Genomic DNA, 14,752 nt, shown 5'->3' on the forward strand with positions numbered 1-14,752 from the left:
ATCATAGGCTTATCTTATTAGAGCCATTCCAGAGCGGGCACAAAGGCAATTTTGCGCGATCTCCAGCTTTCAATTGCATGGAGGCGTGGACTTAGCGTCGCAGCGCTGATTTGCACTGCAGCATGTGCAGTGCAGCTTTGATTTAATGCTGATGAACGGGCAGACGTCAGGTCAGCCGCAGCAAAGCTCCAGCCGCAGCAAGAATGACGACGACAATCCATGGCGGCAGCTTCCAGACCGTCAGCAGCAGGAAGCCCGCCAGCGCGACGGCGAAGTCACGTGGTGTGAGCACGGCGCTGGTCCAGACCGGATTGTAGAGCGCGGCGCCAAGGATGCCGACGACGGCGGCATTGGTGCCGCGCATCGCGGCCTGGGCCCTGGGGCGCAGGCGCAGCGCGTCCCAGAACGGCAGCATGCCGTAGACCAGCAGCAGTCCCGGCAGGGACAAGGCGATGAGGGCAATCGAAGCGCCGGCGAGCCCGTTAGGGGCGGGCTCTGCGACGGCGCCGAGATAGGCCGCGAACGTGAACAGCGGTCCGGGCACTGCTTGCGCCATGCCGTAACCGGCCAGGAAATCCTCGTTGCTGACCCAGCCCGGCGTTACGACTTCTGCCTGCAATAGCGGCAGCACGACATGGCCGCCGCCGAACACCAGGGCGCCGGAACGATAGAAGGCGTCGAACAGGGCAAGCCCTTGCGAGCCGGTTTTTGCGGTCACCAGCGGCGTGACCAGAAACAGCAGTGCGAAGAGCACAAGTGCGGCGGCGCCAAGTCGATGTGATACCGAGAAGCTGAGATGGCCGGTCGGCGCGGGCCCGTCTCCGCGGCACAGCCAGAGCCCGGCCAGCGCGCCCAGCACAATGGCGCCGATCTGGCCGAACGACCCGCCGACGAACACCGCGATGATGACCGCTGCAAGCGCGATGGCGGCGCGTTCGCGGTCCGGCGTCAGGCTGCTCGCCATACCCCAGATGGCCTGTGCGACCACAGCAACCGCCACCAGCTTCAGGCCGTGAAGAATGCCTTCGGCAAACAGGCCAGTGAGGACGCTCGCACCGAGCGCGAAAGCGAAGAGAATGATGGCCGATGGCATGGTAAAAGCGAACCACGCAGCTAACCCGCCGAGCAGGCCGTTGCCGCGTAGTACGCCGAGGGCGAAGCCGACCTGGCTGGACGCCGGGCCCGGCAGGAACTGGCAGAGCGCAACGATATCAGCGTAACTGCTTTCGCTGAGCCATTTCCGCTGCTCGACGAATTCGGTCCTGAAGTAGCCGAGATGCGCGATCGGTCCCCCGAACGATGTGAGGCCGAGCTTGAGGAAGGCGGTAAAAACCTCGGCGATAGTGCCCGCGGACTTTTCCGGCATGCAATGCAACTCCAGTGTGGGCTGAAAAGTAGATGCATGTGGCATCTTCAGCCGATCGATCGCCCCAGCACCTGCAAGAAGGAGCGCTTCCACGCGACCATCGCACATCTGAGAGATAACATCAGCAGGGTAACTGAAAGCGATATTAGAGACTTTGGCAGAAGTTCTCACCTGCCTTATCAAGGCATTCGACCGTTACGAGAAGAAGAATCGAAGCCGCCTGGCGCAAGCACCAATGTTGCGGACCCGCTCCGGACCAGGCAATTCATGCCAGAAAGCAATCTTGGCCACCGGTTTACTCGACATCGCGTTAACAACGCCTTCACCGGGTTTTTACGGGCGACATCGCTAGTTACCGTTCCGGAACGCCGCGATCAAGCCGCCAACCGGGTTCACGTACCTGCGCACGCTACCGGCAGCGGGGAAAGCGCCTAGCCGATATCGCTCTTCGCCAGATCCCACATCAGCCGGTAGATTCCGCTCGAGATGATCAGCGGTTTCAACGCGATATTGCCGGAAAAGCGCAGCATGGCCGCAGGCACCGCGCCGACATCGATCGCGTCAATCAGCACGAACCAGTCGCCGGCGCCGGGATCGGACGCGGAGGGATCGTCGGTGATCGGCTTCGACAGCGCCGGGTCGCTCTCGATAAGGTGCAGGGAAATAATACCGTCAAGCTCTGCGGGATCGAGCTGTTCGCTCAGCGCGGCGCGCAGCTTCTCCTCGCCATCGCCGCTGGGACGCAGCCTGACGATGCCGAGCGCCGCGCCGCGGCCGGTGCCTTGGCTGATCGTGATGCGCGCGACCGCGCGAATCATGTTTTTGAAACGAGCGATGTTGGCCTTCGACCACGCGGTCTGGTTCGCCAGCGCGGTGCGATAGGCCGGACTATCCAGCACCTCGAACGTCTCGGTGGAATAGAGGCTGAGATATTTCGGGTCGGCGTCATGCGCGACGTAGCGGCGCGCCTCGAGAAAACCTTCGATGACGACGCGCTCTTCGAGGTGTTCGCGATCATACCAGCGATTGAACTCGGCTTCGTGCTCGGCATCGATATTCATCGACGTCAGCAGCATGCCCTTTCCGGCGATCGGCATTTTCTTGTTTCCTATTTGCTGGCCTGGGACGCCATGTCCGCGATTGCCTTCATTACGGTGTCGCGGACACCGGGATCGTACAGCGTGTGGCCGGCGCCCTCGACAAAGCGAATTTCGGCTTCCTGCCACACGGCGGCAAGCGCATGCGAGGTCGCAGGCGGGCACAGCAGATCATAACGGCCCTGCACGATGATGCCGGGGATGTCTTTGAGCTTACCCGCTTCCCGCAACAATTGATTGGGCTGCATGAAGCAGTCATTGGCAAAATAATGCGCTTCCATGAAGGGCGTCGCCGGCAGGCCGCGCGATGAATTCAGCGTTGAGCGGTCGAGGCGCGTGCGGTTCGGCGTGTGTTCGGAAAGAATACGTTCGGTTTCGCCCCATGCCCGCGCGGCAGGAATATGCACGTCGGGATTGGAATCGAGGATCCGGCGGAAATAGGCCTGCAGCGGTTGCGCGCGCTCGCTTTCCGGCAACACGCTCATGAAGTCGTCGTAGAGCCCTGGATAGAACCGCGGCAGCACTTTTAGAAAACCGTTTTCGATTTCCTCGGTCGTGCCCAGGAAAGTAGCGCGAAGCACGATGCCGCTGACGCGGTCGGGATGGGCCTGCGCATAGGCCAGCGCCAGCGTGGCGCCCCAGGAGCCGCCGACGACCATCCAGCGCTGAAAGCCGAATTTCTCGCGGATCATTTCCATATCGGCGATCAGATGCGGCAGCGTGTTGGCTTCGCGACGACCCTTGGGGCGGCTGCGTCCGGCACCGCGCTGGTCGAGCAGTACAGCATGAAAACGTTCGGGATCGAACAGCCGGCGATGATCGGGCTGGCAGCCGCTGCCGGGGCCGCCATGCAGATAGACCGCTGGAATGCCATCAGGCCGGCCGATGCTCTCGACATGGATGTCGTGGCCTTCGCCGACCGCGAGCTGCTCCGACGTCAGCGGCGCAAAGGGGTCGGCGCGTTTGATGGATTTGCCGGCGTCGGCATCAGGCGCCATGCTCGCCCTCAGTCTCCAGCGTGCCGCCGGCGAAATTGCGGTAGAGGAAGCGGTCCTGGTGCGCGGCAGCCTCGCGTTCGGCGTCCTTGAAGATCTGCTCGTGCATCGGCGACAGCGTGCAGGCCGGGTCGGTATTGCCGGCGTCACCCGTCAGCGCAAACGCCTGGCAGCGGCAGCCGCCGAAATCGATCTCGCGGAACTCGCAGCTCTTGCACGGCTCGGGCATCCAGCCGGTGCCGCGATAGCGGTTGAAGGCTTCCGAGTTCTGCCAGATCCAGGCGATCGAGTGGTTTGAGCGGACGGATTCGAATTCGAGCCCGGTAATGCTTTCCGCGGCGTGGCAGGGCAGCACCTTGCCCGCGGGCGAGATGTTGAAGAACTGCCGGCCCCAGCCGCCCATGCATTTCTTCGGCCGCAGCGCGTAATAATCCGGCACCACATAGTCGATGGCGAGAATGCCCTTCAGGCGCGTCGCGGCTTCCTCGACGATCCGGCTGGTTTCCTCGATCTGTTCGAGCGTCGGCATCAGCGCCGCGCGGTTCTTCAAGGCCCAGCCGTAATACTGGACGTTGGCGACTTCCAGCCGGTCGGCGTCGAGATCGACTGCCATCTGAATGATATCAGGGAGTTGGTGCAAGTTCTGGCGGTGCATGACCGCGTTCACCGTCAGAGGCAGGTCGAGCTCGCGCGTCCATTTAGCGACTTCAAGCTTTTTCTCATGCGCATTTTTCAGCCCTGCAACGCGGTCGGCCACGATCGGCTCGTTGCCCTGGAAGCTGATCTGCACATGGCAGAGCCCGGCATCAGCGAGCGCGGACAGCTTTTCCTTGGTCAACAGCACCGCCGATGTAATGAGATTGCTGTACAGCCCGACATCGGTCGCATGCTGCACCAGCTCCACCAGGTCCTTGCGCGCGGTCGGTTCGCCGCCGGAGAAATGGATTTGCAGCACGCCGATTTCGGCGAGCTCGCTCAAGACCTTCTTCCATTCTTCTGTAGTCAATTCGCTGCTGCCGCGGTCGAGCTCAACCGGGTTGGAGCAATAGGGGCATTGCAGCGGGCAGCGGTGCGTCAGTTCGGCGAGCACGGCAAGCGGAATGCCGAACGTCTCCGCGGTCGAACGCTTCTGTTCGAGCACCGCGAGCCCGTCACTGGGCGGCGCGGCGCTGGCTGTTTTGCCCTCTGCGAGAATGTCGGTGGTCATGACGTCTTCTCACGCGCTTCGGTCAGAAAGCCCTTGTCGGCGAGGTCCTGCAGCATGGCAGTGACGTCGGTCAAAATCGCCTCGCGCGGCGCGGCGTATTTGGCGGCGAGCTGATCGACCATGTCGGCCACGCTGCGCACGCCGTCGCAAAGTTGCAATACCTCAACTGCGATCTCATCCGGCGCCAGCACGCGCTCCGGCGCCAGGATCACCCAGACCTGCCGCGTCTCATCGAACTTCAAGCGGGCGTGGCGCGGCAATTTCGGCCGGCTCGCCTCGCTGACACTGATGTTGCGGCCTGGAGCCATCGATCGCTAGTTCCCTTTGTCCGTTTCCTGTCAGTTTCTTGTCAGTTTCCTTGGGGCACGAATGCCCCGGGCGGTATGTGGCCCTCGACATAGGCATGATACAGCGCGTCGAGCTGAACCCATAGCACATTGGTCTTGAAGATCAGCGCGTTGCAGACCGCCTCGCGCTCCGCCGGTGTTTTTGCGTTTGCCTTGACGTATTCCAGCGCAAAACCGGCATCGCGCGGCGCCTGGGTCAGGCGGCGGCTGAAATAGCTCATGATGTCAGGATTCACGAAATCATAGTGCTGCAGCATCCCGGAGATGCGCTCCTCATGCAGGTTCGGCGCGAACAGTTCCGTAAGCGAGGAAGCGATCGCCTCCAGCGGCGTCTTGTCGCGGCAGAAATGCACATAGGCCTCTACGGCAAACCGCGTTGCCGGCAGGATGCCTTCGGTCGATTCCACATAGGCGCTGTCGAGACCGAGTCCTTCGGTCAGTTTGAGCCAGCGCTCGATGCCGCCTTCGCTGCCCACATCGCCGTCGTGATCCTCGATGCGGTGCCGCCATTCGATCCGGGTCGCACGGTCGCGGAACCGCGAGATCACCATCGCATCCTTCAGCGGGATCGTGCTCTGGTAATAATAGCGGTTCAGCGCCCACGCCTGCACCTGTCCCTTGTTGAGCTTGCCGCCATGCAACAGCCGATGGAACGGATGCAAGCTGTGATAGCGCGTCGCGCCGATATGGCGCAGCGTCGCCTCCAGTTCCTCGGCGCTATTGAGCGTAATGCCCTTGCCGATCGATAGGGTGGTCATTCCGGGGGCAGCGACGACGTTCACAGCTTGATCTCCGTTCCGTCAGCGGGGATGTGCCAGCCAGCCTGCTCCACGGCTTTGCGCTCGTCCGAGCCGCGCAAGAGAGCGGGGTTGGAGTTGTTGATATGCAGGAACACCTTCGTTCCGACGTCGAGATCGGCGAGGCTCTCGATCGCGCCATGATCGCCCGACATCGAAATGTGGCCCATGCTTTGTCCCGTCTTGGTGCCGAGGCCGGCTGCGATCAACTCATTGTCGCGCCACACGGTGCCGTCAAAAAACACCAGTGCAGCGCCCGAAAGGCGCGATTTGAGATCGTCGGTCACGCGTGCGCAGGCGGCCAAGAAATAGAAATACTTGCCGCTTCCTTTGTCCAGAACCCGCAAGCCCAGCGTGTCGCCCGCGCCGTCGCCGCCTGCCGGATGCGCCTTGCCTTCAAGATACCACGCGCCCTTGCCGGGAACCGCGAACGGAAGCACTTCAATGCCTGACGGCTTGCCGTCGGGCAACGCCGGCTCGAACGCCTTGTCGACGTCGATCGGCTGCCGCTTCACGTTTTTCTCGTTCAGCACATTGAAGATGCTGTTGGATCTGAGAATCGCAAGTACCCGTTCATGCGCATAGAGCGTAAACGGCGAACCCTCGCGCATCGACAACAGTCCCGCGACGGCGTCGATTTCGCCATTGGTCAGGATCACGCCGGCGATCGGGCTGTGCCTGAGCTGTCCGGCCCGGGGATGAAGCTGCGGCGTTGCGGTCACCTGCTGGCGGAGGTCGGGCGAGGCGTTGACGAGAAACCAGTGCTCGCCGTCGGCGCTGACCGCGATCGAAGCCTGGGTGCTCCGCAATTCCGGATGGTCGCTTCGTGCTTTCCGACACACCGGGCATCCGCAATTCCACTGTGGAACGCCGCCGCCCGCCGCGGCGCCCAGGACGACGACGCGAAGCATGATCCGTCTCCTGGAGATTCGAAACTCGAAAAATACAAACAAAAACGCCACGAGGTGGATACCAGCCTCGGACACCGCTCCGCTCTCGCAGAACGTGTCAAGTCCGGAAGTCCACCTGCGTGAGATTTGATACGCGCTGCCGCTTACTTGCGGGTGGCGCACATATACATGTTGATTTCCATGCCGACCGATACTTCGGCGATTTTTGGTGCTTTCCAGGCCATTTGTCGCTCCTTTTGCTACCGGACGGACTCCGCCCTCGCGGGTTAAGGTACCGCGGATCAAAAAGTTCGCCAGTTAAATCTTTTGCCTGGAACCCCTATTTGTTTATGCTGCGCCGCAAAGAACAATTCACGGAGTTGTGCGGAGGGCCTTGGTCAAAACAGCGTGGGATCAAGCGTTTCGCGGTTGTTCGCACCACCGCGAATGGCAATTCTGAGTGCGACGGAGCGCTGCCGGCTCCGGATGAAGAACTTGTGAGTGAGGATAGGGCCCTCCGGCTGCGAGGGCTCAACCGGAGTCAGGTTTCCGCCGATGCCGCGATATTACTTCAACACCCGTATCGGCGATGAGCTGATTTCCGATCCCGACGGCGAAGTGCTCAGGGATCCCGATCGTGCCTGGGAAATGGCACGTGCCATGATCCGGGAACTGCTCAAGACCGATGGCGCCGACGGTGCGCTTCTCAGCGCCACCATCGAAGTCACCGACGACGATGGCGAGATCGTGCTGGAGTTTCCGTTCGCCGAAGCGATTCTCGATGCGCCGGGCGGTCCCATCACCAGGCACTGACTGCGCGCTGCACCGGCGTCGGAGCTTCGTGCTCGCTCGGTTTTGCATGCAACTTCCGGGCGCAAAGTTTTCCGATTGCGCACGGGCCGATAAATATTGGAGAGTGCCGGCCGGAAAGCCTCCGGCCGCCGGCATCAAGCGAGCCCGTGCGAAGAGAGAGAAAGGCTTCCGCCAGGGAGAACGCCCATGATGAACTATTTGACGGTGCCGCGCAGCGTGTTGCTGTCCGGTGCATTCTTGAGCGCCTTCATACTAGGCGCCGCTGCCCAGCAAGCCGCTGACCCGCCGGCCGCTGCCCAAGCTCCCGCCCCGGCACCGGCCGCCGGTGCGCCGCCCCCGGCAGGGACCGCAGCCTCGCCCTCGCTGCCACCGGGATCGCCGCTGATCGGACGTCCCGCGGGCAACGATGCCGCCGCCAAGCTGGCGCCGATCGCGCCGCCGCCGATCCCGGCCGCGCCGGATAAATTGCCGACGGCGAAGCTCAAGGTGCCGGCCGGTTTCAATATCGAGGTCTATGCCGCCGGCATGGCGAACGCCCGCTCGCTCGCGCTCGGTGACAAGGGCACGGTGTTTGTCGGCAGCCGCCTCGTCGACAAGGTCTATGCCATCGTCAACAAGGACGGCAAACGCGAGGTCAAGGTATTGGCTTCCGGCCTCTACCGGCCCAACGGCGTCGCCTTCAAGGACGGCACGCTCTACATCGCTGAACTGTCCAAGATCTCCAAGATCGAGAAGATCGAAGACAATCTGGATAACCCGCCGAAGCCGACCGTGATCTTCGACAAGCTGCCGAAGGACGAGCCCCATGGCTGGAAGTTCATCGCCATCGGTCCCGACAACAAGCTCTACGCTCCGGTCGGCCAGCCCGGCAACAACGTGCTGAACGATGATGAGCATGGCCTGATCCGCCGGATGAACTTCGACGGTTCGGGGGCGGAAGTGATCGTTCGCGGCGTTCGCCACACCGTCGGCTTCGATTGGCATCCGGAGACCAAGCAGCTCTACTTCACAGACAACGGTCGCGACTGGATGTCGGAAGACGTGCCCGAGGACGAGCTGAACCGGATCACCAAGGTCGGCGAACATTTCGGCGCGCCATTCTGCCTGCAGGGCAATATCGTCGACCCCGAATTCGGCTGGGGCAAATCCTGCAGCGAATACACCGCGCCGGCAGGGCTGTTGGGCCCGCATGCTGCAGCGCTCGGCATGCGCTTCTACACCGGCAACATGTTCCCGAAAGCCTACAGGAACGTGGCGATCATCGCCCGGCACGGCTCCTGGAACCGCTCCAAGAAGGTTGGCGGCGATGTCGTCATTGCCAAGCTGAACAAGGACGGCACCATGAAGTCGCTGGAGCCGTTCCTCACCGGCTTCCTCGAGGACAACAAATATATCGGCCGCCCGGTCGATGTGCTGCCGATGAAGGACGGTTCGCTGCTGGTCTCCGACGACTACAACGGCGCCGTCTATCGCATCACCTACGGCAAGCAGAAGACGGCGGGGAAGTCGTAGGAGAAGCGACGAACGCTCGACTTGGTCATTCCGGGATGGTGCGTTAGCACCAGACCCGGAATCTCGAGATTCTCAGGTGCGCAATAGCGCACCTTGGTTTGATGCTTCGCATCGCCTCGGAATGACGACGTACCGGAAATGGCTGATGCGTAAAACAACAACGGCACTAGCGTATGCGTTGATTGCAACGTCCGTATCAGCCGAGCCGATCGAACAACGCATCGCCCCGTGCCTCGCCTGCCACGGCGAAAAGGGCCAATCTGAAACCGAGAACACGCCGTCGCTCGGCGCGCAGCATGCGCCATATTCGCTGATCCAGCTTTTCATGTTCCGCGAGAAGCTGCGCGTCGTCGAGCCGATGAACGAGGTGACGAAGGCGCTGACCGACGACGATCTCCGCCTTTTCTCGGACTTCATCGCCAAGATGCCGAAGCCTGAGCCGCCAGGGGAAAATGGCGATCCAGCGCGGATGCAACGCGGCCAGGCGCTGGTGCAGCAGCACCGCTGCGATAGCTGCCATAACGGCGACCTCTCCGGCAAGGAGAACGTCCCGCGCATCGCCAACCAGCGCGAGGACTACCTCGCCAAGACGCTCGGCGAGTACAAGGACAATAGCCGCCACGGCTACGACGCCAGCATGGCCGACGTGATGGCGCCGATCTCGCCGGAGCAGATCGCCGATCTCGCCTATTACATCGCCCGCATGCGCTAAATCCGGGCGACGGCCCCGCTGGCATTGCCCCGCGCTCGGCGCTACAAGGGCGGCAGTTGGATGGAGTTTTGCATGCAAGACCTATGGCGCCTGTCGGCTGCGGAAATAGCCTCACTGATCAGGTCGAAAAAAGTCTCGGCGAAAGAGGCGGCGACCGCGGCGTTGGCGCGGCTCGACGCGGTCAATCCCAAAATCAATGCTGTCGTCGACCACAGGCCCGAGGACGTTCTTTCTCAGGCTGCCGCCATCGATGCCGCGATCGCGCGCGGCGAGGATGCCGGTCCGCTGGGCGGCGTGCCTGTTACGGTGAAGGTCAATATCGACCAGCAAGGTTTTGCCACCACCAACGGGCTGAAGCTGCAGCGCGACGCGATCGCCAAGAGCAACAGCCCGGTGATCGACAATTTGCGTAAATCCGGCGCGGTCATTCTCGGGCGCACCAATTGCCCGGCGTTCTCCTATCGCTGGTTCACCACCAACCTCATCCATGGCGACACCAAGAATCCCCGTGACCCCGGCATCACCCCGGGCGGCTCGTCCGGTGGCGCTGGTGCGGCGGTCGCAGCCGGCATCGGTCATATCGCGCACGGCACCGACATTGCTGGATCTATCCGCTATCCGGCTTACGCCTGTGGCGTGCACGGGCTGCGGCCGACCATGGGACGCATCGCGGCGTTCAACGCGGCGCTCCCCGAACGGCCGATCGGGCCGCAGATCAGCGCCGTCTCAGGCCCGCTGGCCCGCACCATCGGCGATATCAGGATCGCGCTGGCTGCGATGTCGGCGCAGGATTATCGCGATCCCTGGTGGGTGCCGGCGCCGCTCGAAGGGCCGGCAATGCCGAAGCGCGTCGCGATGTGCCTCAACCCTGGCGGCCTTGATCCCGTACCTGAAGTGAAAGCCGCGGTGGTGGACGCCGGCAAGCGGCTCGAGCGCGCGGGCTGGGTCGTCGAGGAAATCGCCGACACGCCGCCGCTGCGCGAGGCCGCCGATCTGCAGACGAAACTCTGGCTTGGCGACGGCTATGAGGCGCAGTTGGAAGCCGCCGGGCGCGAAGGCGATGCCGGCGCGCTGGCGTGCCTGCGCGGCAACCGCGCGAAAGTGCATCCCTTTGACTTGTCGAAAGCGCTGACACGGCGTGCGACATTGACCCGCGAATGGCTGGCGTTCTTTGAAAACTATGCCGTGCTGCTGATGCCGGTGTCCGGCGAACTGCCGTTTCCCGATCAACTCGACTGCAAGGACGAGGCGTCGTTTGCGCGCGTCTGGCATGCGCAATTGCCGCAGATCGCCATTCCCTTCATGGGGCTGCCCGGGTTAACGGTGTCGACCGGACTGGTCGGCCGCGTTCCGGTCGGCGTGCAACTGGTCTCCGGGCGTTACCGCGAGGACCTGTGTCTCGCCGCGGGCGAGGCGATCGAAGCCGGCGGAACGCCGTCGGCGGCGATTGATCCTGCCGGCTAGAGCATGATCCCGAAAAGTGGGTACCGGTGTTCGGACAAGATCATGCTCCGGTAACAATCGAGAGGACCATGCAAGGCGTTTATGATTTTACGGCGCAGTCGCTTGCCGGTGAAGAGGTTCCGCTGAAGCGGTTCGAGGGGCAGGTGCTGCTGATCGTCAACACCGCGAGCGCCTGCGGGTTCACGCCGCAATACAAGGGCCTGGAGCAGTTGCATCGTGAACTGGCGCCGCGCGGCTTTGCAGTGCTCGGGTTTCCCTGCAACCAGTTCGGCGGGCAGGAACCGGGCGACGCCAGGCAGATCGAGCAATTTTGCGCAGGCAAATATGACGTGACGTTTCCAATGTTCGCCAAGATCGACGTCAACGGCAGCCATGCGCATCCGTTGTTCGACCATCTGAAGAACGCGAAATCGGGATTGTTGGGTTCGTCGATCAAATGGAATTTCACCAAATTCCTGGTTGACCGCTCGGGCAGGGTGGTCGGGCGCTACGCCCCAACCGCGACGCCCGAGGGAATCAGAAGAGAAATCGAGGCACTGCTGTGAATGAGACCAATAAAGCAATGAGCGACCAATTCCCCGACCGTCTTTCGGTCGACCCGAGCAGCCCGTACTACAACGCCGAGATCCTCTCGCGCGACGTCGGCATTCGCTTCAAGGGCGTCGAGAAAACCAATGTCGAGGAATATTGCATCAGCGAGGGCTGGGTGCGCGTCACCGCCGGCAATGCCAAAGACCGCTACGGCAACCCGCTGACGATCAAGGTGCATGGCCCGGTCGAGCCGTATTTCCGCGACAAGAAGTAGGTCGGTTTCTCGTTCGTCATTGCGAGGAGCGATAGCGACGAAACAATCCATATCTCCGCGTGCGGTACTATGGATTGCTTCGCGGAGCCTGTCATCCGGCGGCGCTACGCGCCGACCGGGTGGCTCGCAATGACGATGTGGAGACCGCGCCGCCCTATTCCCGATATCGAAAGCCAAACACCATGTCCGTCCGCATCGTCGACGTCTGCGAAATCACAAAGCCGATCTCCTCACCGATCCGCAACGCCTATATCGATTTCACCAAAATGACGACCAGCCTCGTCGCCGTCGTCACTGACGCCGTGCGCGACGGCAACCGCGTGGTCGGCTACGGCTTCAATTCCAACGGCCGGTACGGGCAGGGCGGCCTGATCCGCGAACGCTTTGCGCCGCGGCTGAAGGAGGCCGATCCGAAAACGCTGCTCGATGCCTCCGGGGGCAATCTCGACCCCGACATGGTCTGGGCGGCGATGATGTCGAACGAGAAGCCTGGCGGCCATGGCGAGCGCTCGGTCGCGGTCGGCACCATCGACATGGCGGTGTGGGACGCGGTGGCGAAGATCGCAGGTAAGCCGCTGTTCCGGCTACTCGCCGAACGCCATGGCCGGGAGGCCAACCCGCGCGTGTTCGTCTATGCGGCGGGCGGCTACTATTATCCCGGCAAGGACCTGTCGGCGCTGCGCGGCGAAATGCGCGGCTATCTCGACCGCGGCTACAACGTCGTCAAGATGAAGATCGGCGGCGCGCCGATCGCGGAAGATCGCGAACGCATCGAAGCCGTGCTGAAGGAGATCGGCAAGGACGCGCAGCTCGCCGTCGACGCCAACGGCCGCTTCGATCTGGAAACTGCGATTGCCTATGCCAAAATGCTGCGGGAATATCCGCTGTTCTGGTACGAGGAGGCCGGCGATCCCCTCGATTTCGCGCTGCAGGCGGCGCTGGCCGAATTCTATCCCGCACCGATGGCGACCGGCGAAAACCTGTTCAGCCATCAGGACGCGAAAAACCTGATCCGCTATGGCGGCATGCGGCCCGATCGCGACTGGCTGCAGTTCGATTGCGCGTTGTCCTATGGCTTGTGCGAATACCAGCGGACGCTGGCGGTGCTGAAGACGCACGGCTGGTCGCCAAGCCGCTGCATTCCCCACGGTGGCCACCAGATGTCGCTCAATATCGCGGCGGGCCTCGGCCTTGGCGGTAATGAGAGCTATCCCGACCTGTTCCAGCCCTATGGCGGTTTTCCCGATGGCGTGCGTGTCGAGAACGGGCATATCACTATGCCTGATATCCCTGGCATCGGCTTCGAGGGGAAATCCGATCTCTATGCGGAGATGAAGGCACTGGCGGCGTAGGGCCGGATGCCATAGGAGAGACCGGAATCGGTGGCCTGGACAGGGCGTTCGCCCTGCCGCCGATCATGGATTTCCGGGCCGCCAGTTTACCGTTCATCCATCGTTGAAGGACGCCGCGACCTTGGCCACAACACTTCCCCAACTCTCGCTTGCGAAGGACAAGATCCGGGTCTTGCTCCTTGAAGGTGTTAACGACAGCGCCGCGCAGATGATCGAGGCTGCCGGCTACTCCAACATGACACGCCTGTCCAAGGCGCTCGAGGGCGATGCGCTAAAAGAGGCGATCAAGGGTGTGCATCTGCTGGGCATCCGCTCGCGCACGCAAATCACCACGGATGTTCTCGACGCCGCGGATCGCTTGATCGCGGTCGGATGTTTCAGTGTCGGCACCAACCAGGTGGACCTCAACGCTGCGCGCCGGAGCGGGATTCCGGTGTTCAACGCGCCGTTCTCCAACACGCGGAGCGTGGCAGAACTCGTGATCGGTGAGATCGTCATCCTGCTGCGCCGGATCGTCGCGCGTTCCAACGCCGCCCATGAGGGGCGTTGGGACAAGTCGGCCAACGACAGCTACGAGGTGAGAGGCAAGACGCTCGGCATAATCGGTTACGGCAATATCGGCTCGCAGCTCTCCAATCTCGCGGAAGCGCTGGGCATGCGTGTGATCTTCTATGATCACACCGACAGGCTTCGTCACGGCAACACCGAGCCGACTGCGAGCCTGCATGAGCTCTTGGCGCAAAGCGACGTCGTGAGCCTGCATGTACCGGAAACTGCCGCCACGCACGGGATGATCGGGCGCGAGGAGATTCGCGCGATCAAGCAGGGAGCGTATTTCATCAACAACAGCCGCGGCACGGTCGTGGACCTCGAGGCGCTCGCCGAGGCGCTGCGCGAAAACCGGCTTCGCGGCGCCGCGGTCGACGTCTTTCCGGTCGAGCCGCGCGCGAACTCCGAGCGCTTCGTCTCGCCGCTGCAGGGGCTGGAGAACGTCATCCTGACGCCGCACATCGGCGGTTCGACCGAGGAGGCGCAGGAGCGCATCGGCGCCGAAGTCGCGCGCAAGCTGATCGAGTACAGCGATTCCGGCTCGACCATGGGCGCTGTCAACTTCCCGCAGGTTCAATTGCCGCCGCGGCCGTCAGGCACGCGGTTCATTCAGGTGCAGCGTAACGTGCCGGGCATGCTCGGGCGTTTGAACGAAGTGCTGGCCCGTCATGCCGTCAACATCGCCGCGCAATATTACGAGACCGCTCATGACGTCGGCTACGTGGTGCTGGACGTCGATGCCTCGGCCGCGGATGGCCAGCGCGTGCTCACGGACATCCGGGCGCTGGAAGGCACCATACGCGCCCGGTTGCTCTATGAGTACAAGATCTGAAACGGATTCGCATG

At 62.5% G+C, this 14,752-nt stretch carries 16 protein-coding genes; 8 read left to right on the forward strand and 8 right to left on the reverse strand.

Annotated elements, in window-relative coordinates:
• Nucleotides 1-166: 166 nt before the first annotated feature.
• The 8 genes from chrA to pqqA form a co-directional block, all read right to left on the reverse strand.
• Nucleotides 167-1,366 carry a chromate efflux transporter gene (chrA, locus tag LMTR3_RS07215; protein ID WP_065744403.1) on the reverse strand — a complete coding sequence of 400 codons (1,200 nt, stop codon included), beginning with the start codon at nt 1,364-1,366 and terminating at the stop codon, nt 167-169.
• Nucleotides 1,367-1,797: 431 nt separating this feature from the next.
• Complete coding sequence (locus tag LMTR3_RS07220; RefSeq protein WP_065744404.1) at nt 1,798-2,463, reverse strand: DUF4286 family protein; 666 nt, start codon at nt 2,461-2,463, stop codon at nt 1,798-1,800.
• Nucleotides 2,464-2,474: 11 nt separating this feature from the next.
• Nucleotides 2,475-3,461: a prolyl aminopeptidase gene (gene pip, locus LMTR3_RS07225; RefSeq protein ID WP_065744405.1), complete on the reverse strand. Its 987-nt coding sequence runs from the start codon at nt 3,459-3,461 to the stop codon at nt 2,475-2,477.
• Entirely contained in the window at nt 3,451-4,665 is a 1,215-nt protein-coding gene (pqqE, locus tag LMTR3_RS07230; RefSeq protein WP_065744406.1) for a pyrroloquinoline quinone biosynthesis protein PqqE, read from the reverse strand. The genes pip and pqqE overlap by 11 nt, the downstream gene beginning before the upstream one ends.
• Nucleotides 4,662-4,973: a pyrroloquinoline quinone biosynthesis peptide chaperone PqqD gene (gene pqqD / locus LMTR3_RS07235; protein ID WP_065744407.1), complete on the reverse strand. Its 312-nt coding sequence runs from the start codon at nt 4,971-4,973 to the stop codon at nt 4,662-4,664. Before pqqD ends, pqqE begins: the two co-directional genes overlap by 4 nt.
• Before the next feature lie 41 nt (nt 4,974-5,014).
• Nucleotides 5,015-5,770 (reverse strand): pyrroloquinoline-quinone synthase PqqC, encoded by a 756-nt coding sequence (pqqC, locus tag LMTR3_RS07240; protein WP_141686508.1) that lies wholly within the window; start codon nt 5,768-5,770, stop codon nt 5,015-5,017.
• 20 nt (nt 5,771-5,790) lie between these two features.
• Entirely contained in the window at nt 5,791-6,720 is a 930-nt protein-coding gene (pqqB, locus tag LMTR3_RS07245; RefSeq protein ID WP_065744409.1) for a pyrroloquinoline quinone biosynthesis protein PqqB, read from the reverse strand.
• Nucleotides 6,721-6,863: 143 nt separating this feature from the next.
• Complete coding sequence (gene pqqA, locus LMTR3_RS36095; protein ID WP_082637312.1) at nt 6,864-6,944, reverse strand: pyrroloquinoline quinone precursor peptide PqqA; 81 nt, start codon at nt 6,942-6,944, stop codon at nt 6,864-6,866.
• A 310-nt stretch (nt 6,945-7,254) separates the two neighbouring features.
• Between pqqA and LMTR3_RS07250 the strand changes: the two genes are divergently transcribed.
• From LMTR3_RS07250 to serA, 8 genes are all read left to right on the forward strand, one after another.
• Nucleotides 7,255-7,512 carry a DUF6894 family protein gene (locus LMTR3_RS07250; protein ID WP_028347078.1) on the forward strand — a complete coding sequence of 86 codons (258 nt, stop codon included), beginning with the start codon at nt 7,255-7,257 and terminating at the stop codon, nt 7,510-7,512.
• Nucleotides 7,513-7,698: 186 nt separating this feature from the next.
• A complete protein-coding gene (locus LMTR3_RS07255) occupies nt 7,699-9,024 on the forward strand; it encodes a PQQ-dependent sugar dehydrogenase (protein ID WP_084029459.1) in 1,326 nt (441 codons plus the stop codon).
• Between the two features lie 145 nt (nt 9,025-9,169).
• Nucleotides 9,170-9,736: a c-type cytochrome gene (locus LMTR3_RS07260; protein WP_084029460.1), complete on the forward strand. Its 567-nt coding sequence runs from the start codon at nt 9,170-9,172 to the stop codon at nt 9,734-9,736.
• A gap of 72 nt (nt 9,737-9,808) precedes the next feature.
• The gene (locus tag LMTR3_RS07265) at nt 9,809-11,200 is read left to right on the forward strand and encodes an amidase family protein (RefSeq protein WP_065744467.1); all 1,392 of its coding nucleotides are present in this window, start codon (nt 9,809-9,811) and stop codon (nt 11,198-11,200) included.
• A gap of 68 nt (nt 11,201-11,268) precedes the next feature.
• Nucleotides 11,269-11,745, forward strand: a complete 477-nt coding sequence (locus LMTR3_RS07270) for a glutathione peroxidase (protein ID WP_065744410.1) — start codon at nt 11,269-11,271, stop codon at nt 11,743-11,745.
• A gap of 17 nt (nt 11,746-11,762) precedes the next feature.
• Nucleotides 11,763-12,005 carry a DUF3297 family protein gene (locus LMTR3_RS07275; protein ID WP_065744411.1) on the forward strand — a complete coding sequence of 81 codons (243 nt, stop codon included), beginning with the start codon at nt 11,763-11,765 and terminating at the stop codon, nt 12,003-12,005.
• A gap of 182 nt (nt 12,006-12,187) precedes the next feature.
• A complete protein-coding gene (locus LMTR3_RS07280; RefSeq protein WP_065744468.1) occupies nt 12,188-13,357 on the forward strand; it encodes a mandelate racemase/muconate lactonizing enzyme family protein in 1,170 nt (389 codons plus the stop codon).
• A 121-nt stretch (nt 13,358-13,478) separates the two neighbouring features.
• Nucleotides 13,479-14,738, forward strand: a complete 1,260-nt coding sequence (gene serA, locus LMTR3_RS07285; RefSeq protein WP_065744469.1) for a phosphoglycerate dehydrogenase — start codon at nt 13,479-13,481, stop codon at nt 14,736-14,738.
• Nucleotides 14,739-14,752: the final 14 nt, after the last annotated feature.

This window comes from Bradyrhizobium sp. LMTR 3, assembly GCF_001693485.1.
Lineage (GTDB): Bacteria > Pseudomonadota > Alphaproteobacteria > Rhizobiales > Xanthobacteraceae > Bradyrhizobium.

Coding starts and splice junctions, on each gene's coding strand:
- LMTR3_RS07280 (WP_065744468.1), top strand. CDS start 12,188: ATGTCCGTCCGCATCGTCGACGTCTGCGAAATCACAAAGCCGATCTCC.
- LMTR3_RS07260 (WP_084029460.1), top strand. CDS start 9,170: ATGCGTAAAACAACAACGGCACTAGCGTATGCGTTGATTGCAACGTCC.
- LMTR3_RS07270 (WP_065744410.1), top strand. CDS start 11,269: ATGCAAGGCGTTTATGATTTTACGGCGCAGTCGCTTGCCGGTGAAGAG.
- chrA (WP_065744403.1), bottom strand. CDS start 1,366: ATGCCGGAAAAGTCCGCGGGCACTATCGCCGAGGTTTTTACCGCCTTC.
- pqqC (WP_141686508.1), bottom strand. CDS start 5,770: ATGACCACCCTATCGATCGGCAAGGGCATTACGCTCAATAGCGCCGAG.
- LMTR3_RS07265 (WP_065744467.1), top strand. CDS start 9,809: ATGCAAGACCTATGGCGCCTGTCGGCTGCGGAAATAGCCTCACTGATC.
- pqqE (WP_065744406.1), bottom strand. CDS start 4,665: ATGACCACCGACATTCTCGCAGAGGGCAAAACAGCCAGCGCCGCGCCG.
- pqqD (WP_065744407.1), bottom strand. CDS start 4,973: ATGGCTCCAGGCCGCAACATCAGTGTCAGCGAGGCGAGCCGGCCGAAA.
- LMTR3_RS07250 (WP_028347078.1), top strand. CDS start 7,255: ATGCCGCGATATTACTTCAACACCCGTATCGGCGATGAGCTGATTTCC.
- LMTR3_RS07275 (WP_065744411.1), top strand. CDS start 11,763: ATGAGCGACCAATTCCCCGACCGTCTTTCGGTCGACCCGAGCAGCCCG.
- pqqB (WP_065744409.1), bottom strand. CDS start 6,720: ATGCTTCGCGTCGTCGTCCTGGGCGCCGCGGCGGGCGGCGGCGTTCCA.
- LMTR3_RS07220 (WP_065744404.1), bottom strand. CDS start 2,463: ATGCCGATCGCCGGAAAGGGCATGCTGCTGACGTCGATGAATATCGAT.
- LMTR3_RS07255 (WP_084029459.1), top strand. CDS start 7,699: ATGATGAACTATTTGACGGTGCCGCGCAGCGTGTTGCTGTCCGGTGCA.
- pip (WP_065744405.1), bottom strand. CDS start 3,461: ATGGCGCCTGATGCCGACGCCGGCAAATCCATCAAACGCGCCGACCCC.
- pqqA (WP_082637312.1), bottom strand. CDS start 6,944: ATGGCCTGGAAAGCACCAAAAATCGCCGAAGTATCGGTCGGCATGGAA.